Raw genomic sequence first — 22,142 nt, 5'->3', positions numbered from 1 at the left:
CAAAAGGAAATAACCGTGACCTGCGACAATGAGAATACCGCAAGTACCGCTATGGCTGAAATCCTGTCTGAGCAGGGATTTGATGGCTTGGCGTCAGCGCTCGAAGTGCTGCTTAACGAGCTGATGCTGATAGAGCGAGAGCAGTACTTGGGTGCCGCTGCCTACGAGCGCTCAGAGGGGCGTAGAGGCCACGCTAACGGCTTCAAGCCCAAGCGCATGCGTACCCGTGTGGGAGAGTTGGAGCTGCAGGTGCCGCAGACCCGTGATAGCCAGTTCTACCCCTCTGTCTTGGAGAAGGGGATGCGCTGTGAGCGGGCGTTGCGACTCGCATTGGCTGAGGCCTACGTGCAGGGTGTATCGACACGTAAGATGGCAAAGGTAACTGAGGAGCTGTGCGGCTTAAGCCTGTCATCGACACAGGTAAGTCGGGCAGCCAAACTGCTCGATAAAGAGCTCGAGAACTGGCGCTCACGAGAGCTAGGAAGCTATCCGTATCTGTACCTCGATGCACGCTACGAAAAGGTTCGTCATGGTGGCGGCGTTGTGGATTGCGCAGTGCTGGTAGCAATGGGAGTCGATGACTCTGGGCAACGAGACATCCTGGGTTGTTCGGTATCGCTATCTGAGGCGGAGGTTCACTGGAGAGCATTTCTTCAGTCTCTGGTGCAGCGAGGTTTACGAGGTGTCACGCTGATTGTAAGCGATGCGCATGAAGGGCTGCGTTCAGCGCGTAAAGCGGTGTTTGGCGGTACGCCCTGGCAGCGTTGCCAGTTCCACCTGCAACAAAACGCCCAGGCTCATGTGCCGAGGCAGGATATGAAGCAAAGCACTGCGACGGAGTTAAAGGCAGTCTTCAACGCACCAAACGAGCACGAGGCCAAACGCCTGCTGAATGCGTTTGTTGAGCGCCACGAAAAAGCTGCACCCAAGCTCGCGAAGTGGGCGGAAGACAACATTCCGGAAGGTTTGATGGTGTTCCAGTTGCCGGAAGCGCACCAGCGTAGATTGCGCACGAGCAACCCACTGGAGCGGGTAAATCGCGAACTTAAACGTCGGACACGCGTAGCAACGCTGTTTCCCAATGAAGAATCGTGCCTGCGATTGGTATCTGCTGTAGCAATGGAAATTGCGGAAGAGTGGCAGACCAGTAAGAAGTATTTAACGATGTGAAAACCGGCGATCAGCTGACCGGAAATTTACAGAAGAAAAGTTGCTTTATCCAGGGATAGGTATAAATTCTTTTCTATCTTCTGAGAGCTTCAACCAAGCTGGAGCCACTTGTGTTCTCTTCTCCCCACCACTGACAGCTGTGTCACGGCTTTTCTCAATTGATTTTCTAATACGCTCGCTTTTCTGGTCTGACTCCAATACACCGAGATAGAAACCGATTGTAGCGATAAGGTCAGACAGGTTGTTTCCATCATCTGCGTAAAGCACCAAGCCAAATCGGACAAGGCCAATATCTACACCGTGGGAAAATATCTCATTAACAAGCTTTTGCCCTTCGCGGATACCGAGGCGAGATAGCCTGTCTGGTGCTTCCACCACTAGTAGCGACCCGGGTGCCACTCTTCCAACCCTGCAAGCTTGCAGAAACTGTTCAAGACCGGCGTTCTCAAGCCTATTAGCCCCAGAAATACGCAGATACGCCCCTATCACTGAAACTGAGGTCTGAGAGGGTATAATCTGGCCTTAACTTCAAGAACTCTTTAGCGGCTCTCTCCTGTCTCTCCAATCCCTGACCGGATAGTTGGGCACCCGAGGAAACACGGCTGTAGAGATAGGCAAATTTCTGTTGTGTGGTCATGACTATTCAATATTTAGGCAAAGCTAATGATGGTTGGGAATATGAACTCTGCGAGGAAGGCACCCCAGAGGATGAGGGCTACCAGTACGAGTACGACATTCCAGACGATGTATTGCGCCGAGAGGTAGAGCTTACCTTTCCCAGACGTAAAATTACATTAGCAACCAATGTTGCGGAAACCTCGCTCACCATCGAGGGAATTCGCCTGGTGGTGGATTCCGGACTGATGCGGGAATCCCGCTTTGATCCAAACACGGGTATGAACCGGCTGATAACCACACAGATTTCCCAGGCTTCCGCCACCCAGCGTGCGGGCCGCGCCGGCCGCCTGAGTGCCGGTCATTGCCTGCGCATGTGGAGCGAGTCCACCCAGCGCGGTATGCCAAAGAAAAATACTGCGGAGATTCTACTGAGCGACCTGGCACCGGTGATGCTGGAGCTGGCCCAGTGGGGCGTCAGTGATGTGCGCGAATTGCGCTGGCTCGACCTGCCGCCACCGGGGCCAACCGCACAAGCCCAAGAGCTGCTGAATGAACTGGGTGCGCTGGACCAGGAACTCCGGATTACCGAACACGGCGCGCGAATGCTCAACCTCGGCACACATCCGCGCCTCGCCCACATGATGCTGAAAAGTGTTGAATTCGGCTTACAGGAATCCGCAACCCTGCTTGCCGCACTGCTGTCTGAACGGGATATATTCCGCGGTGAACAGCGCTGGGACAGGGACATCCACAAACGCATGGAAGTACTGGCAGGCAACGCTAAAAACAGCCGCGCCGATCACGGCGCGATTCAGCGGATTCGCCAGCAGGCGAAAACCTGGCGTGCCCAGTTGAGTGGTAACCGGGACAGCAGCGTTGAGGCACCAGACCATTTTGACAGCACCGGGGTTTTGCTCGGGCTCGCCTATCCCGACAGAATTGCCAAAAGCCGCCGCGACCGGGAACGGCGCTTCCTGTTGTCGAACGGGCGCGGCGCCCATTTTTCTCACGACGATGAACTGGCGCTGCAGGATTACATCGTCGTTGCCGACCTCGACGGACAGGGCCGCGATGCCCGAATCCAGCTTGGAGCCCGCATCACCCGCGATGCGGTTTACCGCTACTTTGAGGATCTCATTGAGACAGCAGAGAGCGTACGCTGGGACAGCGATGCCGGGCGCGCAGTCGCCAGCATACAAACAACCCTTGGTAAGTTGGTGCTGGAAGAAAAACCAGCCCAGGATATTTCCCCCGAGCTGTTAAGCCGCGCCCTGCTGGATGCCATCCGCCAGGCAGGCCTGCGGATTCTGCCCTGGCCACGGGAGGCCGAAAGCCTGTTGGAGCGGGTGAAGTTTTTACACCAGCAACGCGAGGCGTTCCCCGACCTGCTTGAAACCCTGGCACTGCCGGACTGGAGCGAGAGCGCGCTGTTGTCGTCACTGGACAAATGGCTGCTGCCGCACCTCGGCGGTCTCAGTAAACTGGACCAGCTCAAACAACTGGATTTGAAAACTATCCTGCTGTCGCATCTCGAGTGGTCCACACAGCAGGGGGTGGAAGCGCTGGCACCCAGCCATATTCAGGTACCCAGCGGTTCCCGTATTGCCATTCAATACACGGAAACACCGCCGGTGCTGCCAGTGCGTCTGCAGGAAATGTTTGGCCTGGGAGAAACCCCGACCATTCTCAGCGGCCGTTACCCATTGATGATCCACCTCCTATCCCCCGCCCAGCGCCCGGTACAGGTCACCCGCGACCTGGCGAGCTTCTGGGAGAATACCTATCAGGAAGTGAAGAAAGAATTGCGCATCAAGTACCAGAAACATTTCTGGCCGGACGATCCAACCACAGCGCAAGCGACGAATAAAACCAAAAAGCGGATGTAACCGAGCCTCCAAAAGTGGTACGAAGACACCAGATTGCCTTGATAACAACCTAACTGGTTTCTTCGTACCAAATGCCGAGGTTTCGCCGAACACGCCCTGTATTACCTCCGCTTTCACGGCGCGCACGACAGCGATGTCAACGATCAAACTAATCGCGCGCCAATCTTTCAATTTCGCCCGTGCCACTTTGATTTCCCGCCAGTTCTGGGACGCCGTCTCTCTATTTTCTCTGGATATTTCACCAACCCGGTTGCACGTAACACGCAGCAACACGGGGCTCGCCCTGACAATAAATAAAAAGAGAATTCAGCATGAAACATAGAAATTGGCTACGACAACACCAATGGATCTGCTCGCTTGTTTCCGGTCTTTGTGCAATTGCCCTGTATGGCTCCGCCCAGGCCACCGTATTTCAGGCAGAGGATTACGACGCTTTTTACGATACGACCCCCGGGAATACCGGCGGTGCTTATCGTGCGGATGACGTCGATATTGAAGCGACGAGTGACAGCGGAGGTGGCCACAACGTGGGCTGGGTAGTCGCCGGCGAATGGCTTGCGTACAACAACCTGGTCATACCTGCCAGTGGGCAATACATGGTGCGGTTCCGCGTTGCGAGTAGCACCGGCGGCACACTCTCGAACGACCTGAACGGAGGCGCAATTATACTTGGCAGCCTGAGCGTGCCGAACACCGGTGGCTGGCAAAACTGGCAGACCATCTCCCATCAAGTTCATATCGATGCGGGGACGTACAGCCTGGGCGTTTACGCCACTACCGGCGACTGGAACCTGAACTGGATCGAAGTCATACCCGTCAATTCAAGCGGGGGCGTTGCCACTGTGTATCAGCATTGCAACTTTGGCGGTTGGTCAACGGGCCTCGAAGTCGGCAGCTATAACCTGGCCAGCCTGCAGGCACGTGGATTTATCAATGATGATGCCTCTTCCATCCAGGTAGCGTCCGGCTATCAGGCCACGCTCTACCAAAACGATAACTTTACCGGCAATTCGGTAACAGTCACCGCGAACGACAGCTGCCTCAACAACGAAGGCTTCAATGACAATATCAGCTCAATACGTGTAAGCGCGGCGACCAACGATAATCCGGTGTGGGACGACGAGTTCGATACCATCAATACCGCCAACTGGACTTTCGAAACCGGCGGTGGCGGCTGGGGCAATAGCGAGTTGCAGTACTACACGGCCGGCAACAATGCCTATATCCAATACGATGGCCAGGCGGGCAGTAATGTGTTGGTTATAGAAGCGCGCAAAGAAGGCGGCTACGACTGCTGGTACGGCGCCTGCCAGTACACCTCCACGCGCATGATCAGTGCCGGCAAAAAAGAGTTTCAGTATGGAAGAATTGAAGCGCGACTGAAGTTACCACAGACCCAGGGCATATGGCCTGCATTCTGGATGCTGGGGGGCAACATTCGCACGGGCACACCCTGGCCCAACTCCGGTGAAATCGACATCATGGAACACGTCGGATTTGAACCGACACTCACCCATGGCGCCTTGCATGGACCCGGCTACTCAGGCAACACACCGATCATGGGGACCTATAACGCGGGGCAGAGCGTCGATGCCGGCTACCACGTATACGCCGTAGAATGGAACAGTGCCGGGATCAGCTGGTATGTAGATGGTAATAATTTCTATAACGCATCGCGCGCACAAGTAGAACAGTACGGTTCGTGGGCGTTTGATCACCCGTTCTTCATTCTGCTGAATGTGGCCGTGGGCGGTAGCTGGCCGGGCAGCCCGGATAGCAGCAGTACTTTCCCCCAGCGCATGTACGTGGATTATGTGCGGGTTTACCAGTAAAACTTTTTTGGCGGCACCTTAACGCAGTGTCGCCGACAAACGCGCTCCCAAAAACTGCCAGACCGTATCTACGGCACGGCTACGGGCTTTCCGCCCAAGGCACACCAGGTGGATGGGGGCGCTATCCGGATGTGGCCAGGATTCAAGCACTGGTACTAATTCACCGCGCGCGAGTTCAGGCCCGATCAACAATGGGTCGACGCGGATTATCCCGAGCCCCAGTTTTGCCAATTCCACCAGTGTACCGCCATTATCCGTTGTCATTGCAGGATCTATCTGCACCGAATCAATCGCTTCGACCTGTGCAGTGGGAACGGCAAATTGCCAATGGTTTGCATTCATCTGAGGGTTGCGAAACACAATGCAGCGGTGGCCCCGCAAATGCGAAGGTTCGGAGGGCTCACCATGCACTCGCAGATACTCTGGACTGGCAAAATAACCCCAGGTTTTTATGCCAATCTGACGCGCTACCAAAGAAGAATCCGGTAGGTGCCCTACCCGCACGGCAATATCAACACCGGTATCGATGAGATCCACCTGGCGATCATCGACATTGAGCTCCACCATAACTCGCGGATACTCCGCCTGCAGATCCGGCAGCACTGGCAGTAAAAACTGTTGCGCGATCAATGTGGAAGAGCTGATTTTTACTGACCCGAGCGGTTGCTGCTGTGAATCCTGCCGCAATTGCTCTGCATCAAGCATCAACTGTTCCAGGGTCGAAGTGGCCTGTAGCAGAGATTCTCCGGACTCGGTCAATCGAAGTTTACGCGTAGATCGCTGCAATAGGCGCTGGCTGAGATGCTCTTCCAGTTGCGCCACTTTCTTACTGACTGCCGAACGGGACAGTTTCAGGTGATCCGCGGCTGCCTGAAAACTACCGCGCTTGGCCACCTGCTGGAAAACATAGAGGTTGGGCAGTTGCAGGTGCAGTGATTCATCCATTCTTTGGCACTCCGTAATTCCGTTTGCTCCAGATTGGAAACACTCCGTTTCCCTGAACGAGGCTAATCCGCGCGGATTGTCTTGCGTAGAGTGATTACCGTCAATCACAAGCGAAGAGCTAACTATGAATCAGAAACATTATTTAATCACTGGCGCAACCGCCGGCATCGGGCTGGCAACGGCAAAAAAACTCGCCGCGTCTGGCCACCGGCTGACAATCACGGGTCGCGATACCCAGCGTCTGCATAGTGCGGCCACCGAGATTGCGCTACTGGGCGATGGCGATGTCATTCCCCAGATGTGTGACTTTGGTGATCTTTCCCAGATAACCACAATGGCGAAGGCACTGCACTCAGATGGCATTACCTTTGATGGACTGGTGCTGAATGCCGGGATCTTCCTGCCACAGCCCTTTTCCGACCTTACCGAGGCCAATGTTGACCAGACTATGGCGGTAAATTTCAAAGGGCCGCTGTTTACCCTGAATACGCTGCTGCCCTGTCTCAAACATCCCGCGAGCGTGGTGTTTGTATCATCGCTTGTGGTCCGCAAGGCGTTCGAAGGCGCGGCGGTGTATAGCGCAAGTAAAGCCGCCTTTGAAGCCGCGGCGCGGGTACTAAACCTGGAACTGGCGACAAAGGGAATCCGGATCAACTCGATACGGCCGGGCGTGACCGCCACCGAGATTCAGCGCAAGGCCGGCATGAACGAGGAACAGATCGCGGGACTGATGGATGCAATGAAGGGCACTCCCCTCGGACGGGTACTGGCGCCTGAAGAAATGGGCGAGGCTATCGCTTACCTGCTTAGCGACGCCAGTGCGGGTATGCGCGATGCCTATCTGGATATCGATGGCGGCCATGCCCTGTGACAACTGCGCGACTGGCACAGTCTGAGCCTAACCATTCGGACTGAAATTTCCGAAACCATAAAAAAACCGCGGCAATACCGCGGTTTTTTTATGATTACCAAGCCCGATTTTCGGAACTCAATAATACGCCTGAGACTTGTCGGTGTGGTCGGTGATGTCTTTCACCCCAGCCAGTTCAGGCACTTTTTCTTTCAGGGTTTTCTCGACGCCCTCTTTCAGGGTCATGTCCACCATGCCGCAGCCCTGGCAGCCACCGCCGAACTTGAGCACCGCATACATGTCTTCGGTGACTTCCACCAGGCTGACCTGGCCACCGTGGGCGGCGAGGCCGGGGTTTACATCGCTGTAAAGCACATAGTTGATGCGGTCTTCGATGGGGCTGTCGTCGGTGACCTTGGGCATACGGGAGTTCGGCGCGCGGATGGTGAGCTGGCCGCCCATCTTGTCCGAAGAGTAGTCCACGCGTGCTTCGTCAAGATACGGCACGCTGCGGCCTTCGAAGTAGGCTTTGAGGCCATCCAGCTGCATTTCCAGGTCGCCCTCTTTTTCTTCACCGGGGCGGCAGTAGGCAATACAGGTTTCCGCGTTGGGGGTACCCGGGTTGGATACAAACATGCGGATAGCGATGCCTTCACAGTCCTGCTTGGACAGCAGGTCGCGCAGGTACTCCTGGGCAGACTCTGTGATCGTGACATTCAATTCTGACGGTTGGTCTGACATAGATCTTCTCAAATAACCGAGTTACTTAGTCGGGTATTTTACGCTGAGTTGCCGGTAAATTAAACCGGCGGTCCCTACGCAAGCCGCAATTCCCTGCCAATACCAGACGAATCCTCCCGCCTGCATCCCCTTTCCGAAGGCTGTGTGACTATTCATCCCGCGTTTCTAGAACCATTGGTTTAGACCATATACGCAGATCGTCTGTCTCGTGTGACTCGGGGGTATGGCTTTAGCCGGTCCCAGACCTGATTTGTGCTAAGATTGCCGCCCTTTTGATCCCTCCGGTTTAAGGAAATATGACCATGTCGGAATCCCGGTCCCAGCAGTCCCGTGACCAGCGCCTGAAACAGCTGTATGCCGCCCTTGGCGAGCGCATCCTGATTCTCGATGGCGGCATGGGAACGATGATCCAGCAAGAAAAACTGCAAGAAGCGGATTATCGGGGCGAGCGTTTCGCAGACTACCCTTCCGACATCAAGGGCAATAACGACCTGCTGGTTCTCACCCAGCCAGACCTGATCGAGCGCCTGCACCGCGAGTATCTCGAAGCCGGCGCAGACATCATCGAGACCAACACCTTCAACGCCACCCGCCTGTCCCAGTCCGACTACGACATGGAAGACCTGGTGCCGGAGCTGAACCTGGTGGCGGCACAGGTAGCCCGCCGTGCGGCGGATGCGATATCTACACCGGACAAACCGCGCTACGTGGCTGGCGTACTGGGCCCGACATCTCGCACCGCGAGTATTTCACCGGACGTAAACGACCCCGGTGCCCGCAATGTGACCTTCGAGCAGCTGGTGGAAAACTACATCGAATCCACCCATGCGCTGATCGACGGTGGCTCCGACATCATCCTGATCGAAACCATCTTCGACACCCTGAATGCCAAGGCGGCCATTTACGCCGTGCAGGAAGTGTTCGAACAGCGCGGCTTCGAGCTGCCGATCATGATCTCCGGCACCATCACTGATGCCTCTGGCCGCACCCTCTCCGGTCAGACCACCGAAGCCTTCTACTACTCCGTTGCCCACGCCAGGCCACTGTCCGTTGGCCTCAACTGCGCCCTTGGCGCCACCGAGCTGCGCCCGTACGTTGAGGCCCTCTCCGGTGTCTGCGCGGAATTCGTGTCCGCACACCCCAATGCAGGCCTGCCGAATGAGTTCGGCGAATACGACGAGACGCCGGAAGAAACTGCAGCGATCGTGGCTGAATTCGCCCAGAGCGGTTTCCTCAATATTCTCGGCGGCTGCTGTGGTACCACCCCGGATCATATCCGCGCGATTGCCAACGCCGTGGCCAATATTGCCCCGCGCAAACTGCCGAAAATCAAACCCGCACTGCGCCTCTCCGGCCTCGAACCTTATGTCGCCGACGAAAACTCCCTGTTCGTTAACGTGGGCGAGCGCTGTAACGTGACCGGTTCTGCGCGCTTCAAGCGCCTGATCCTGGACGAAGACTACGATACCGCCCTGCAGATCGCTGCCGCCCAGGTTGAAGACGGGGCCCAGGTCATCGACTTCAACATGGACGAGGCCATGCTAGATTCCGTCGCTGCCATGCGTCGCTTCCTCAACCTCTGCGCCACTGAGCCGGACATCGCCAAGGTGCCGTTTATGGTGGACTCCTCCAAGTGGGAGGTGATCGAAGCGGGCCTGCAGTGCATCCAGGGCAAAGCCATCGTCAACTCCATCAGCCTCAAGGAAGGCGAGGAAGAGTTTGTCGAGAAGGCACGCCTCTGCTTGCGCTACGGCGCGGCGGTGGTAGTGATGGCGTTTGACGAAACCGGTCAGGCGGACACCTACGAACGCAAGATCGACATCTGCAAACGCAGCTACGACATCCTCGTGGACAAGGTAGGCTTCAACCCCACCGATATCGTGTTCGACCCGAATATTTTCGCGGTCGCCACCGGGATCGAGGAGCACAACAATTACGCGGTGGACTTTATCGAAGCCACCCGCTGGATCCGCCAGAATCTGCCGGGCGCGAATGTGTCCGGTGGTGTATCCAACGTATCCTTCTCCTTCCGCGGCAACAACCCGGTGCGCGAGGCAATCCACTCCGTATTCCTGTACCACGCCATCAAGGCGGGAATGAATATGGGTATCGTCAACGCCGGTATGCTCGAGGTGTACAGCGACTTGCCCGACGAACTGCGGGACAAGGTCGAGGATGTGATCCTTAACCGCGACGACAACGCCACCGAAGCACTGCTGGACATCGCGGAGAAATACCGCGGCGACGGCGCAACGGCCGAGCGCAAGGAAGACCTGGCCTGGCGCGAATGGCCGGTGAAGAAACGCCTTGAACACGCCCTGGTAAAAGGCATCAACAATTATATTGAGGCCGACACCGAAGAGGCCCGCGCTGAATCCACCCGCCCCCTCGACGTAATCGAAGGCCCGCTGATGGATGGCATGAACGTCGTCGGCGACCTGTTTGGCGAAGGCAAAATGTTCCTGCCCCAGGTGGTGAAATCCGCACGGGTAATGAAACAGGCGGTTGCCTACCTGCAGCCTTATATCGAGGCGGAGAAAACCGAAGACAGCAAACCCAACGGCCGCATCCTGATGGCCACAGTTAAAGGTGATGTACACGATATCGGCAAGAACATTGTCGGCGTGGTGCTGGCATGCAACAACTTCGAGGTGATCGACCTCGGCGTAATGGTCGCAGCAGAAACCATTCTGCAAACCGCCAAGGAAAAGAACTGCGACATCATCGGTCTGTCCGGACTGATCACACCGTCGCTGGACGAAATGGTCCATGTGGCCGCGGAGATGGAGCGCCAGGGCTTTGACTTGCCGCTGCTGATTGGCGGTGCCACAACATCCAAGGCGCACACTGCAGTAAAGATCGACCCTCAGTACAAGCGCAACCAGGTGGTTTACGTAGCCGACGCGTCCCGCGCCGTGGGTGTGGCCAGCAACCTGCTGTCCGACGAACATCGCCCGGGCTTCATTAAAGGTGTTCAGGAAGAATACGTAAAAGTGCGCGAGCGCACCGCCAACCGTAAACGCAATGACACCCGTCTCAGCTACGAGGATGCGCTCAAAGCCGGGCCTCAGTTTGACTGGAGTGCATTCAAGCCGAAGGCACCGAACAATCCCGGGCTGACCGTGCTCGATGACTTCCCGCTGGAAAAGCTGGTCGACACCATCGACTGGACCCCCTTCTTCATTTCCTGGGATCTTGCCGGGAAATACCCGGCGATTCTCAACGATGAAGTCGTCGGCGAAGCCGCTACCGACCTGTTCAAAAATGCCCAGCAGATGCTGGCGGACCTGATCGACAACAAGCGCCTCAAGGCCAGCGCCGTGTTTGGCCTGTGGCCGGCAAACTCCGACGGTGACGATGTGGTGGTCTACAGCGATGAAAGCCGTACCGAAGAAGTCGCCCGCCTGCACCAGATGCGCCAGCAGGTTCAGAAGCGCGGTGGCGACGGATTCTGCCGCTCACTCGCGGACTTCGTCGCACCGGTTGGTTCCGGCATCGCGGATTATGTGGGCGGCTTTGCGGTAACCACCGGAATCGGCGCCGACAAACTGGCCGCTGAATACGAAGCCAAGCACGATGACTACAACTCGATCATGGTAAAAGCACTGGCCGACCGCCTGGCGGAGTCTTTTGCAGAATACCTGCACCGGGAAGTCCGCAAACAGTACTGGGGCTATCAGCCGGAAGAGACTCTGAGCAACGACGAGCTGATCAAGGAAGCCTATTCCGGTATCCGCCCTGCTCCCGGTTACCCCGCCTGCCCAGACCACACGGAAAAAGGGACCCTGTTCAAACTGCTGAATGCGGAACAGAATACCGGGATCAAACTGACCGAAAGCTTCGCCATGATGCCCGCCGCCGCGGTCAGTGGCTGGTACTTTGCCCACCCGGAAGCCAAGTACTTCAACGTGGGCAAGATCGGCCGCGACCAGCTGCAAAGCCTGGCGGAGCGCAAAGGCATGACCGAGCAAGAGCTGGAGCGCTGGCTGCGCCCGAATCTAGAGGATTGATTGTCCCGACCTACCGTGCTTGCAGGCGAACCAATGTCGGTTTTCGCCTGCTAGCAGGCTCCTACAAGCAGGCCCAAACAGTTGCGGTGCAATGAGGAAAGATCATGGAAGATAAAGACCCCAAACCGTCCTTCGGCCAGGTAGTACTCAGTACCCTGGCCGCCGCCATCGGCGTACAGTCTGATAAAAACCGGCAGCGGGATTTCAAGGGCGGCAGCATCAAGTCCTACGTGGCCGCTGGAGTGATCTTTACTACGGTATTCGTGCTGATACTGGTGTTTGTGGTTAAAACCGTATTGAGCAATATGGGCTGACCCCGTCGGCTTGCAGATCGGCCTGGCGGACACAGCAACGCACCCGAAGCCCTGGCCCCGGGTGCCTTACTGACTACTGGATAGCTTGGAGGAAAGCCCGGGATTACTGGGAGGCTACCCAGAATACACAGGTCGCTACGAAGATAGCCACCAGCGCCACTGCCGCAAGGGCATCTACCGTGTTATCGCTATCGTCTGATACAACTACTACTTCATCTGCAACTCGATCGCTCATCGCAATACTCCGTTACTGGAAAACTCATTATTGTTATTAAGGTAGCAGTGCTGCCCGAAGGCGGCTTTTCAAGTAGAGCAAATCCCTGCCGGGGGCGCAACAGCCCACTATTTAACCGGCACGACCGCACCACACGCGCTTATAACCACTAGTTACTAAGATAGCGAAAAAAATTGTTATTTTTCGTATAAGGCGACTGGTATGTTATGCGCCAACTTAGGGTACTGGCAGGCTCCAGAAATCCCTCTGGGCGTTGTGAGAGCAGCGCGAAAAAGCAATGGAATCAAGCTCTTATGTATCGATACGACGAACAGGACCACAAGCTGATCCGGGAACGGGTGGCCCAGTTTCGCGGCCAGACCGAGCGCTATCTCGCCGGTGAGCTGAGCGAAGAAGAATTTTTGCCTCTGCGATTACAGAATGGCCTGTATGTGCAGCGGTTGGCACCGATGTTGCGAATCGCCGTGCCCTACGGCCTGATGAACAGTACCCAAGTCCGACGCCTTGCCGAGATCACCCGCAAGTACGACAAGGGTTATGCGCATTTCACCACACGTCAGAACGTGCAGCTGAACTGGCCGAACCTCGAAGACGTTCCGGATATTCTGGCCGAACTGGCCGAAGTGGAAATGCACGCCGTTCAGACCAGCGGCAACTGTATCCGCAACACCACCACTGACCAGTTTGCCGGTGTCGCCGGGGACGAGCTTGTCGATCCCCGCCCCTACTGCGAACTGATCCGCCAGTGGTCCACCTTCCACCCCGAATTCGCGTTCCTGCCGCGCAAGTTCAAGATTGCTGTTTGCGGTACCGAAACCGATCGCGCTGCCATTCGCGCGCACGATATCGGCGTGCAGATCGTGAAAAACGACCAGGGTGAAGTTGGCTTCCAGATCTTTGTCGGGGGTGGTCTCGGCCGCACCCCGATTATCGGTGTCGCCATCCGCGATTTCCTGCCGGAGACCCACCTGCTCTCCTACCTGGAAGCTATCGTTCGCGTATACAACCAGCTGGGCCGCCGCGACAACAAGTTCAAGGCGCGCATCAAGATTCTGGTAAAAGCCCTGGGCGCGGAAGAGTTCGCCCGCCGCGTGGAAGCGGAATGGGAACAGATCAAGGACGGTGCCGACCAGCTCACGTCAGAAGCCATTACCTGGGCCAAGCGCTTCTTCCCGGAGCCGGAGTACAAAACCTTTAATGCGAGCCACACCGAAGCGGTCCTGCGCGACCACGCCGGGGCTGAAAAAGCCTTTGCCCGCTGGCTCGAACGCAACACATTCCCGCATCGTGTAGCCGGTTACCAGGCCGTTACCCTGAGTACCAAGCCTACCGGTATCCCGCCGGGCGATGTCACCGACCGCCAGCTGGAAGCAATTGCCGATCTGGCAGACAAGTACAGCTTCGGTGAAGTACGGGTTACCCATGAGCAGAATGTGGTACTGGCGGATGTGGAGCAGGAAAAGCTGTTCGACCTCTGGCAGGAAGCGCGCAAGTCTGGCTTTGCGACCCCCAATATCGGCACCCTGACCGATATGATCTGCTGCCCGGGTGGTGACTACTGCTCACTGGCCAATGCCAAATCCATCCCGGTGGCTGAAGCGATCCAGCGCAAGTTCGACGATCTGGATTACCTCTACGACCTGGGCGACCTCGACCTCAACATCTCCGGCTGCATGAATGCCTGTGGCCACCACCACATCGGCCATATCGGCATTCTCGGCGTGGATAAGAAGGGCGAGGAGTTTTATCAGGTTCAGCTGGGCGGCAGCTCCAACCAGAACGCCAGCCTTGGCAAGGTGCTGGGGCCAAGTTTCTCCCGCGAAGAAATGCCGGCAACCATCGGCAAGATTCTCGATGTGTTCGTTGAGAACCGCCAGCCGGATGAACTGTTTATCGACACCTATAACCGTATCGGGCTAGTACCATTCAAGGAGCGTGTGTATGCCAAAGCCAGCTAAAAAGCCCGTAGGTGCACTGCCCGAAAACCCCGAGCGCGTGATCATTGACCGCGCAATTGCGGACAATACCTGGAACCTGCTTCCCCTCGGCGGTGAAGAGGAAATCACCGCGGAGACCCTGGCGCCGGGGAAAGTGATTTTACCCCTGAGCGTATGGCTTGAACTGCGCGACCAGCTGCAGAGCCGCAAAGAAGAGATTGGCGTTTGGCTGGACAGCGACGAAACCGCCGACCTGATCGGCGACGCTGCAGAGGAACTGCCGCTGATCGCGGCGCACTTCCCAGCCTTCACCGACGGCCGCGCCTTTACCGCCGGCCGCCTGTTGCGCCAGCGCTACGGATTTACCGGCGAGCTGCGTGCCGTGGGTAATTTTATGCGCGACCAGCTGACCTACCTCAACCGTTGCGGCTTCAATGCCTTCGCCTTTCAGGGCGATCAACCCCTCGAGGGGTTGCTCGAAAGCCTGCAGGACTTTAGTGACAGCTATCAGGCAGCGGCCGACCAGCCGTTGCCAATTTTCCGTCGCCGCGCGCTGCTGTAATACGGCGCCGCGCTTAGCGCCCCACCGGTGGCTCCGCCGCCGGTGGGGATGCGCGCAACTCCCCTACTATTTTCTCCAGCCCCTCAATACCTTCCATGCCCTCTCCCATCAATGGCAAATGCCGTTGTGGAAGATGCGAAAACTGCTCTGCGATTTTTTCAAGACAGTGTGCTTGCTGACGGTAAGCACCGCGCAGGAATGTGATATCGGCAGCCATTTCCGGCAACAGCCGGTTGACCACCAAACCGGCCACCGGCACCTTCTGGCTTTGCAGCGCCTTCACTGCCCGCTCTGTTTCCTGTAGCGGCAGCGATTCCGCGGTCATCACAAACAGAAATCCGCTGCGCGTCTCATCCAGTAATACTTCCGCTGCGGTACGAAAACGCGCTTCCCGCTCTTTCAGCGGCGCAAGCAACTTTTGTTCTCGCGCACTGGCATCTTCCCCACCGTCTGTGTTGAACGGATTCTCTTTCGCGTGCCGGTTCAGGTGCGCAAACAGGCTCCGCAGGCGACCGCCCTTTTCCCGTCGCGCCAGAAGCCCGCGACTCCAGGCCGCCATTGTCTTTGGCAGGTGCAGTAGCCGCAGCGTATGGCCTGTCGGCGCGGTATCGAAAACGACGAGGTCATAGCCTTGCTCATCGACGATGATCCTGGTAATCCGTTCGAGTAGCGCCGCCTCTTCCGCACCGGGTGACTGGCGTACCAGCTTGAGCTGGCGCTCCAGGGCGGGACGCTGGTTAACCGCGGCATAGGCCAGCATCTGCCTGCGCACCGATTCCAGGTATTGGTCGAGCTCGCGTTCCGGGTCCACCTCGAGAGCCCACAGGCCATCAGCGACCGGCGTAATCCGGTTGCCGATCCTGGTTTGGAAAATATCGCTGAGGTTGTGTGCGGGGTCCGTCGATACCAGCAACGTGCGCCGGCCGCTGCGCGCCGCCGCCAGCGCCAGTGCCGCACTGACGGTTGTTTTCCCCACACCGCCCTTGCCGCCCACCATCAGTAGCGGCCGCTGGATCAGCGCTTCGATATTTAAAGACTGCATCGACTGGGCACTTAGCAACAGGGAAAGTCGTCGAGAGGCGAGCGTTCCATTCCCATACGCTTATGCCACTCGTGAAACCGCTCCAGCATCAGGGGCTGCAATTCCAGCGTGTAAAAGCTCGCGGGGTTGGGAATCCCCAGGCTTTCTCCGAATACCAGCAGCATGAAAAAATCTTCTTCATCCCGCACACTGCGGCCAATCGCACGGCGATAGGGACCCTGGTAGTAGAGTTCCAGCTGCCGCCCTATGCGCTGGAAAACCAGTTTCAGGTTGCGCGGCAGTGTGGGTTTTTCCGGCGGTTCCATCACACATCCTCCGTAGCACTCTCGCGCTCGGATTTACGGAGCGCAGAAACACATTCCAGAGTAACGAGAATTGCCGCTACCAGTACCACGATATCGAGTCCCAGCAGGAACCAGTCCTGCTTCTGGTAAAAACTGTTGAGCTGAATCAACAGCGCCGCCAGGGTCATCAACAACAGGAAAACCAAGGGTAAGAGTGTGACCCATATCGGGCGCTTCAGGCGAACCAGCATCACGGTCACAATCAGTAGTGTCAGCCCCGCTAGCAACTGGTTCGTGGTGCCAAACAAAGGCCAGATCAACAACCCTCCGGAGCCATCAGGGCCGCCGGCACCAAATGCCAGCAATACACAACAACCAACGGCCATCAGCGTCGCCGGCAATGGCCGCCCCAGCCAGCGGATACCATAGATTTCACCAAACTCCTGAAAGATATATCGCTGCAGGCGCAGACCGGTATCCATCGTGGTACCGGCAAACAGGGCGGCCATGACCGTCAGCATGGTGCCGGCAACTGCGGCATTGATGCCGATACCGTCGCTCAGGATGACCGCGCCCCCATCCACAAAGGCCTGAACCCCGCCATTGCCGAATCCGCTGTAGACGGCCTGCCAATCAGCGAGCGAGGCAAACCCGGCTGTCGCCGCAATGATCGCCGCCAGCGCCAGCAGCCCTTCACCTGTAGCGCCAAAGTAACCAACGAACCGCGCATCGGTTTCCCGGTTCAGCTGCTTGGAGGTTGTACCGGAAGCAACCAGTCCGTGGAAACCCGAAATTGCGCCGCAGGCAATGGTGACAAACAGCAGGGGAATCAGTGGCGGCGCGCCCTCGGGGACCTGATGATTGATCATCGGCGCCACAATTTTCGGGCTGCCAATCAGCACTGCGCCGTACAGCAGAATAAGACCAACGAACAACTGCAAACCATTGATGTAGTCCCGGGGCTGCAACAGCACCCAGACCGGCAGCAGAGAAGCAATCGCCGCATAGGCGAACAGAATCAGGATCCAGGCTGCGTTTGCAGGCAGGCCGGCAACCGATTCGGGTAACGCGACCGGAACCGCAGGACCAATATAAATCAGCCAGTACAGGGCAATAACGCCCAACAGGGATACCAGGGGAAGATTGAATTTAAACCGGTAAATCATCTGGCCTATGACCAGCGCCACAGCAATCGCGCCCCAGATAGGCACAACGGACCCCGGGTTGTTGATCAGCAGGCGAGCAATGACCACACCAAATACCGCGTTGACCATCAGCAGTACGAGAAAGATCACGATCATGAAGATACTGCGCGCGCGCTTGCCAACCACGTAACCGGTAAGCGAACCGACCGATAGCGCCCGGTTGCGCACGCTGGCCCAGATGGCACCGCTGTCGTGTACGCCGGCGAAAAATATCGTTCCCAGAACCACCCACAGAAATGCAGGCAGCCAACCCCAGATTACGGCAATCGCAGGGCCTACAATCGGCGCTGCTCCGGCAACGGAGGTAAAGTGATGGCCCCAGAGGACGAATTTGTTGGTGGGCACATAATCGATGCCATCTTCAAATTCATGGGCGGGGGTAATGAAGTCGGGGTCGAAGCGGAAAATGCGCTCGGCAATATAGCGGGAATAGAAAAAGTAGCCGGCCGCCATGCCCCCCAGGCCGAGCAACATCAGCAGTATCGCACTCATATCAACGATCCGTGTCGAGAGTTTTTTATTGATACTAGTTTAAATTCGCGCAATTGCCCGAATTACAGCGTAACTACTCCAATTTACAGCGCATTTGTGGCGCGTCGTAGCCCCAAACGATAACGGCTTCACCCTGGTGCTCCCACAGGCTTTCATTGCGCCCCTGATAGCGGGCACCGCTGCCACTGGGCTCAAGGTACATCAGGGATTCTTCGCCATTGAAACGCACCAGGGCGGCCGGCGGTTCCGTCTCGTAAAACACCGCCAACACATCGCCTTCGCCACAGCGGTAAATTGCCGGCCCCCTGCTGGCCACCAGTTCATAGCGCGCCTGCAGCTCCGCTATGCGCCGCCGGTAACTGTCAATTACGCAAGCGCTCTTGTCATCAGATTTCCAGCAGTCGTTGCGCCCTTTGATCCAGCCTACCTGGCTCGCTTTCAGCAGTTTGTCCTGCTGACCTTTGGGAGACGATTGCGCCGCTCTGTACACGTCAGCCAATTGCCGATCCAGTGCAGCGAGCTTGTCGTCCTGGCATATAAGCTGTTCGATGGAGCTGCCTGCGCGAGTACAGTCAAAGGCCGGCGCAGTCTCACTCCCGATGGCACTTTCCCCAGCACCAATGAACACACATCCCGTCAACAGAATCTTCAGTTGTCGGTTCATGGAGAGACCTCATCGTTGCAGCGGTTCAGATGGTGAAAGCTACACTACGCCTTCCACCTTGAGTGTATTGACCTCTTCTGCGGACTTACCCAGCAAGCCCTCCAGTACAGAATCGGTGTGCTCCCCCAAAACCGGTGGTGCCTGAGTGTATTCCAGCGGTGTCTCGGAAAAACAGGCTGGATTGCGCACCGTACGCACATGTCCGGCACTGGGATGGGGCTGCTCGACGACCATACCTCGCGCTTCAACTTGCGGATCCGCAAACACCTGGGCCAGGTCATTAATGGGGCCGCAGGGCACATGGGCATTGCTGAGCTGCTCCAGCCACCAGGCCGCTGGCTGCCGGCGGGTAGCCTGTTCGATCAGCGGCACCAGTTGTTGCCGGGCCTGAACCCGAGCGTTATTGGTAGCGTATGCCGGGTCAGCTGCAATTTCGGCCAGCCCGGCAATCGCGCAAAATTTCTGAAACTGGGTATCGTTCCCCACTGCCAGCATAAAGTAGCCATCGGCGGCCGGGACAGCCTGATAAGGCACAATGTTCGGGTGCGCAGTGCCCTGGCGCTGCGGCACATTACCGGAAGTAAGGTAATTCTGGGCCTGATTTGCCAGCCACGCCACCTGCGTATCCAGCAGAGCGAGATCAATATGCTGGCCTTCGCCAGTGCGATCACGATGGATCACCGCCGCCAGCATCGCGGAAACTGCATACATCCCTGTCATCAGGTCAGCGACGGCCACCCCTACTTTCTGTGGCCCGGCTCCGGGCTCGCCTTCCGGCACACCCGTCAGGCTCATCAGGCCACCCATCCCCTGAATCATCGCATCGTACCCGGCGCGGTTCGCATAAGGACCGTTCTGACCAAAGCCGGTGATTGAGCAATAAATAATTTTCGGGTTTACCTGCCTGAGCGCCGGGTAATCCAATCCATACTTTTTCAGCCCGCCCACTTTATAGTTTTCCAGCACCACATCGCATTTGGCTGCCAGCTCGCGGATGAGCTGCTGTCCCTCGGGGCGGGTAATATCGACCGTAATGGATTTTTTGCCTCGGTTGGCACAGAGGTAGTACGCCGCTTCCTGCGTATCCTGTCCGTGTTTGTCCTTCAGGTAGGGAGGCCCCCAGTGCCGGGTATCGTCTCCCTTTTCCGGACGCTCCACTTTGATGACTTCAGCACCAAAGTCCGCAAACACCTGCCCCGCCCAGGGGCCGGCGAGAATTCTACTGAGATCGAGTACTTTGAGGTGGGTCAGTGGACCGGCCATGAATCCTGCCTGAAATTATCTGAAAAATTGTTGCGCGGCAGAGTAGCAGAATACCGACTTATTGGTCTAAACATAGAACAAACGTACACTCTATACGCGGCCTGAACACAATAACCAATACAGGATAGCGATGATGGACAGCAAAAGCCCGGCATCAAAGCAGTTACCGAAATTCCAGTCGTTCGCGGAGTTTTATCCCTATTATCTGCACGAGCACAGCAACCTCACCTGCCGAAGACTGCATTTTGTCGGCACCTCACTGGTTATCGCTCTGCTGATTACAAGCCTGGTCTCCCGCAACTGGGAATTACTCTGGGCACTCCCCGTCGCCGGGTATGGCTTTGCCTGGGCGGGACACTTCTTCTTTGAACACAACCGCCCCGCCACGTTCAAAAACCCCTTTTACTCTCTGTGGGGCGATTTTGTAATGTTCAAGGATATGCTGCTGGGCAACGTGGCACGCTGATCCGCAGCTCATGCTTTCCCTTCACCACCAAGCCCGTATTTGCGCAGTTTGTTGGCGACGGCGGTATGGGACAATCCCAATCTCCGCGCCAGCACGCGCGTTGACGGGTTGTCCCGCGTAAAATCCGACAGCAGCGCCCGCTCTGCTTTTTCCATCATTTGCCGGTAGTCGAGCCCCCGCCCCCACTCGGCCCAAGGCAGCAACTCTGCAGGTTTGAGCAACGGTAAATGCCCGACCTCAATCGCGCTGGCCCCGCCACTCAATGCTCGCTCCTGTGCCACCAGCAATACATCTTCAAGCCCCCGCAGATTCGAAGGCCAGTCCATGCTTTGCAATGCCTGCAAAGCTGAATCAGCCAGCGGCAAGTGGTTCCCCTGCTCTGCACCAATCGCTTCACAAAATTCTCGGATCGCAGGACGCATCATTCGCAGCGCCGGCAGCTGAATGACCTGGAGTGAAAAGAATTGCTGAAGGCCCGGCAACAGCTGTTCGATTCCGGTGGCTGAAGCAATCACCCGCAAACGAAGCTCACCAGAAAGCAGAGCCGACATAAGCGCGTGCTGAGCGGCTTCTGACAACAGATGCAAATCGTCGATCACCAACACACCCGGAGCGTGCGATGACAACAGGTTGTCGAGTTCCTCCTGCTCACCACCGGGCCACCAGAGGATGTCACCGGTATCAGCGAGGGGAGAAAGGTAATAGGCTGCCGCCGCAAAAGTGCTCTTGCCACTCCCTCGCTCACCGACAATCAGCAAAGGTTCATGGTGCGGCGCCAATTGCTGCAGCGCCAGACAGGACGCCCGTCGCCGGTCGAAGTCCCAGAGTACTTTCGGCTCGGGTAATTCCGGCGAAGAGCTCGCGCCGGGGGCCAATTGCAGAGTAAGTACGGCCCCCGCCAGGGATTCTACTTTCCCGGGGTTTTCCCCGAGCGCCATTGGCGACCAGTCGAGCCGGAAGTCGCGACCGCGCACCGTTACCGGCAAACCAAAACGCGGCACGGTAAAACCCCGCAACAATTCCGCAAGCTGCAGTCGCGGCAGGAAGCGCTGCAGGTGCATACCCGACAACTGCTCAACACTGACTCCGAATGCCTTCCCGGCCGCGCGGTTGCCGGCAATGATCCGGCCTTCCGTATCTACAGAAAGTACCGGATCGGCAATGTGCGCCAGCAAGGTATTTAGCTCGAACTGACGACGTTCAGACGGTATCAGTTCGATACGTCGAACCCTGTCTACCCCCGGCACCCGGTACAGGGCCTTCTCGATCCCCTGAAACTGCCCGATGAGCAATCCCGGCGCCACCAGAAAGACTTTATCGCCGCTGTCCCCTCCCAGCTCACCGGAAGTCACATTAACTCGATATTCAGCGAAGATAGCCATTATCTCCTGAAGAATTCCGACTCGATTGCGACAGGTTATCTCAAGTCTCATCAGCCACCTGTAAACTTTTATTTACAGAAAGTGTAGCCGCAAGCGGGTACTGCGCTCAATAGTTGAGCAACAGAGGCTGCCATTCACAGTCGGGGCTGTCTAAGAATAGAGGGAAGATAACAACAACAAGCCGGCCAACGCGACCGCCATCGGCAGCTCAGGGAGCCTGTGGCAACCGCGGCTAGAAGCGAGG

At 57.0% G+C, this 22,142-nt stretch carries 19 protein-coding genes; 9 read left to right on the top strand and 10 right to left on the bottom strand.

The features are described 5' to 3' along the window. Positions 1 to 15: 15 nt before the first annotated feature. Entirely contained in the window at positions 16 to 1,170 is a 1,155-nt protein-coding gene (locus LC093_RS01095) for an IS256 family transposase (protein ID WP_226661131.1), read from the top strand. A 45-nt stretch (positions 1,171 to 1,215) separates the two neighbouring features. Here the strand turns inward: LC093_RS01095 and LC093_RS01090 are convergent, their stop codons facing one another. Beyond that, positions 1,216 to 1,659, bottom strand: coding sequence for a recombinase family protein (locus LC093_RS01090; RefSeq protein WP_226661129.1), 444 nt, complete (start codon positions 1,657 to 1,659; stop codon positions 1,216 to 1,218). A gap of 146 nt (positions 1,660 to 1,805) precedes the next feature. Between LC093_RS01090 and hrpB the strand changes: the two genes are divergently transcribed. Together hrpB and LC093_RS01080 are read left to right on the top strand one after the other, a co-directional pair. Then, complete coding sequence (gene hrpB / locus LC093_RS01085) at positions 1,806 to 3,674, top strand: ATP-dependent helicase HrpB (protein ID WP_226661127.1); 1,869 nt, start codon at positions 1,806 to 1,808, stop codon at positions 3,672 to 3,674. Positions 3,675 to 3,985: 311 nt separating this feature from the next. Next, positions 3,986 to 5,506 carry a family 16 glycosylhydrolase gene (locus tag LC093_RS01080; protein ID WP_226661125.1) on the top strand — a complete coding sequence of 507 codons (1,521 nt, stop codon included), beginning with the start codon at positions 3,986 to 3,988 and terminating at the stop codon, positions 5,504 to 5,506. Positions 5,507 to 5,524: 18 nt separating this feature from the next. Here the strand turns inward: LC093_RS01080 and LC093_RS01075 are convergent, their stop codons facing one another. Continuing rightward, entirely contained in the window at positions 5,525 to 6,451 is a 927-nt protein-coding gene (locus tag LC093_RS01075) for a LysR family transcriptional regulator (protein WP_226661123.1), read from the bottom strand. Between the two features lie 124 nt (positions 6,452 to 6,575). Between LC093_RS01075 and LC093_RS01070 the strand changes: the two genes are divergently transcribed. Beyond that, positions 6,576 to 7,322 (top strand): SDR family NAD(P)-dependent oxidoreductase, encoded by a 747-nt coding sequence (locus LC093_RS01070; RefSeq protein ID WP_226661121.1) that lies wholly within the window; start codon positions 6,576 to 6,578, stop codon positions 7,320 to 7,322. 117 nt (positions 7,323 to 7,439) lie between these two features. Here the strand turns inward: LC093_RS01070 and nfuA are convergent, their stop codons facing one another. Further along, positions 7,440 to 8,042 carry a Fe-S biogenesis protein NfuA gene (gene nfuA / locus LC093_RS01065; RefSeq protein ID WP_226661119.1) on the bottom strand — a complete coding sequence of 201 codons (603 nt, stop codon included), beginning with the start codon at positions 8,040 to 8,042 and terminating at the stop codon, positions 7,440 to 7,442. Between the two features lie 302 nt (positions 8,043 to 8,344). Between nfuA and metH the strand changes: the two genes are divergently transcribed. Both metH and LC093_RS01055 read left to right on the top strand, forming a co-directional pair. Continuing rightward, positions 8,345 to 12,052, top strand: coding sequence for a methionine synthase (metH, locus tag LC093_RS01060; RefSeq protein WP_226661116.1), 3,708 nt, complete (start codon positions 8,345 to 8,347; stop codon positions 12,050 to 12,052). A gap of 104 nt (positions 12,053 to 12,156) precedes the next feature. Further along, positions 12,157 to 12,366 (top strand): DUF2970 domain-containing protein, encoded by a 210-nt coding sequence (locus LC093_RS01055; RefSeq protein WP_226661113.1) that lies wholly within the window; start codon positions 12,157 to 12,159, stop codon positions 12,364 to 12,366. Between the two features lie 103 nt (positions 12,367 to 12,469). On the opposite strand, the gene LC093_RS20290 is transcribed toward LC093_RS01055, so the two are convergent. Next, the gene (locus tag LC093_RS20290) at positions 12,470 to 12,601 is read right to left on the bottom strand and encodes a hypothetical protein (protein ID WP_264192820.1); all 132 of its coding nucleotides are present in this window, start codon (positions 12,599 to 12,601) and stop codon (positions 12,470 to 12,472) included. 293 nt (positions 12,602 to 12,894) lie between these two features. Between LC093_RS20290 and LC093_RS01050 the strand changes: the two genes are divergently transcribed. Both LC093_RS01050 and LC093_RS01045 read left to right on the top strand, forming a co-directional pair. Beyond that, on the top strand, positions 12,895 to 14,559 hold the full coding sequence (locus LC093_RS01050) for a nitrite/sulfite reductase (protein ID WP_226661111.1): 1,665 nt from the start codon (positions 12,895 to 12,897) through the stop codon (positions 14,557 to 14,559). After that, complete coding sequence (locus tag LC093_RS01045; RefSeq protein WP_226661109.1) at positions 14,543 to 15,100, top strand: DUF934 domain-containing protein; 558 nt, start codon at positions 14,543 to 14,545, stop codon at positions 15,098 to 15,100. Before LC093_RS01050 ends, LC093_RS01045 begins: the two co-directional genes overlap by 17 nt. 13 nt (positions 15,101 to 15,113) lie before the next feature. Here LC093_RS01045 and LC093_RS01040 read toward each other — a convergent pair whose 3' ends face one another. The 5 genes from LC093_RS01040 to LC093_RS01020 form a co-directional block, all read right to left on the bottom strand. Next, positions 15,114 to 16,142 carry an ArsA family ATPase gene (locus LC093_RS01040; RefSeq protein WP_226661107.1) on the bottom strand — a complete coding sequence of 343 codons (1,029 nt, stop codon included), beginning with the start codon at positions 16,140 to 16,142 and terminating at the stop codon, positions 15,114 to 15,116. A gap of 11 nt (positions 16,143 to 16,153) precedes the next feature. Further along, on the bottom strand, positions 16,154 to 16,447 hold the full coding sequence (locus LC093_RS01035; RefSeq protein ID WP_226661105.1) for a cory-CC-star protein: 294 nt from the start codon (positions 16,445 to 16,447) through the stop codon (positions 16,154 to 16,156). Then, positions 16,447 to 18,123, bottom strand: a complete 1,677-nt coding sequence (locus LC093_RS01030; protein ID WP_226661102.1) for a carbon starvation protein A — start codon at positions 18,121 to 18,123, stop codon at positions 16,447 to 16,449. The genes LC093_RS01035 and LC093_RS01030 overlap by 1 nt, the downstream gene beginning before the upstream one ends. Before the next feature lie 73 nt (positions 18,124 to 18,196). Further along, on the bottom strand, positions 18,197 to 18,787 hold the full coding sequence (locus tag LC093_RS01025; RefSeq protein WP_226661101.1) for an MliC family protein: 591 nt from the start codon (positions 18,785 to 18,787) through the stop codon (positions 18,197 to 18,199). A gap of 39 nt (positions 18,788 to 18,826) precedes the next feature. Continuing rightward, positions 18,827 to 20,050, bottom strand: coding sequence for a CaiB/BaiF CoA transferase family protein (locus LC093_RS01020; RefSeq protein ID WP_226661098.1), 1,224 nt, complete (start codon positions 20,048 to 20,050; stop codon positions 18,827 to 18,829). A 133-nt stretch (positions 20,051 to 20,183) separates the two neighbouring features. Between LC093_RS01020 and LC093_RS01015 the strand changes: the two genes are divergently transcribed. Further along, positions 20,184 to 20,516, top strand: coding sequence for a DUF962 domain-containing protein (locus LC093_RS01015; protein WP_226661097.1), 333 nt, complete (start codon positions 20,184 to 20,186; stop codon positions 20,514 to 20,516). A gap of 8 nt (positions 20,517 to 20,524) precedes the next feature. Here the strand turns inward: LC093_RS01015 and LC093_RS01010 are convergent, their stop codons facing one another. After that, positions 20,525 to 21,898: a TyrR/PhhR family helix-turn-helix DNA-binding protein gene (locus LC093_RS01010; RefSeq protein WP_226661095.1), complete on the bottom strand. Its 1,374-nt coding sequence runs from the start codon at positions 21,896 to 21,898 to the stop codon at positions 20,525 to 20,527. Positions 21,899 to 22,142 lie beyond the last annotated feature (244 nt).

It is taken from the genome of Microbulbifer aggregans (assembly GCF_020524005.1).
Taxonomy (GTDB): domain Bacteria; phylum Pseudomonadota; class Gammaproteobacteria; order Pseudomonadales; family Cellvibrionaceae; genus Microbulbifer; species Microbulbifer aggregans_A.
This window is presented reverse-complemented; position numbering and strand designations above follow the sequence as displayed.

What these genes read in the sequence shown, in the direction of transcription:
- hrpB (WP_226661127.1), top strand. Translation starts at nt 1,806, where the DNA reads ATGACTATTCAATATTTAGGCAAAGCTAATGATGGTTGGGAATATGAA.
- LC093_RS01080 (WP_226661125.1), top strand. Translation starts at nt 3,986, where the DNA reads ATGAAACATAGAAATTGGCTACGACAACACCAATGGATCTGCTCGCTT.
- LC093_RS01075 (WP_226661123.1), bottom strand. Translation starts at nt 6,451, where the DNA reads ATGGATGAATCACTGCACCTGCAACTGCCCAACCTCTATGTTTTCCAG.
- LC093_RS01070 (WP_226661121.1), top strand. Translation starts at nt 6,576, where the DNA reads ATGAATCAGAAACATTATTTAATCACTGGCGCAACCGCCGGCATCGGG.
- nfuA (WP_226661119.1), bottom strand. Translation starts at nt 8,042, where the DNA reads ATGTCAGACCAACCGTCAGAATTGAATGTCACGATCACAGAGTCTGCC.
- metH (WP_226661116.1), top strand. Translation starts at nt 8,345, where the DNA reads ATGTCGGAATCCCGGTCCCAGCAGTCCCGTGACCAGCGCCTGAAACAG.
- LC093_RS01055 (WP_226661113.1), top strand. Translation starts at nt 12,157, where the DNA reads ATGGAAGATAAAGACCCCAAACCGTCCTTCGGCCAGGTAGTACTCAGT.
- LC093_RS20290 (WP_264192820.1), bottom strand. Translation starts at nt 12,601, where the DNA reads ATGAGCGATCGAGTTGCAGATGAAGTAGTAGTTGTATCAGACGATAGC.
- LC093_RS01050 (WP_226661111.1), top strand. Translation starts at nt 12,895, where the DNA reads ATGTATCGATACGACGAACAGGACCACAAGCTGATCCGGGAACGGGTG.
- LC093_RS01045 (WP_226661109.1), top strand. Translation starts at nt 14,543, where the DNA reads ATGCCAAAGCCAGCTAAAAAGCCCGTAGGTGCACTGCCCGAAAACCCC.
- LC093_RS01040 (WP_226661107.1), bottom strand. Translation starts at nt 16,142, where the DNA reads ATGCAGTCTTTAAATATCGAAGCGCTGATCCAGCGGCCGCTACTGATG.
- LC093_RS01035 (WP_226661105.1), bottom strand. Translation starts at nt 16,447, where the DNA reads ATGGAACCGCCGGAAAAACCCACACTGCCGCGCAACCTGAAACTGGTT.
- LC093_RS01030 (WP_226661102.1), bottom strand. Translation starts at nt 18,123, where the DNA reads ATGAGTGCGATACTGCTGATGTTGCTCGGCCTGGGGGGCATGGCGGCC.
- LC093_RS01025 (WP_226661101.1), bottom strand. Translation starts at nt 18,787, where the DNA reads ATGAACCGACAACTGAAGATTCTGTTGACGGGATGTGTGTTCATTGGT.
- LC093_RS01020 (WP_226661098.1), bottom strand. Translation starts at nt 20,050, where the DNA reads ATGGCCGGTCCACTGACCCACCTCAAAGTACTCGATCTCAGTAGAATT.
- LC093_RS01015 (WP_226661097.1), top strand. Translation starts at nt 20,184, where the DNA reads ATGGACAGCAAAAGCCCGGCATCAAAGCAGTTACCGAAATTCCAGTCG.
- LC093_RS01010 (WP_226661095.1), bottom strand. Translation starts at nt 21,898, where the DNA reads ATGGCTATCTTCGCTGAATATCGAGTTAATGTGACTTCCGGTGAGCTG.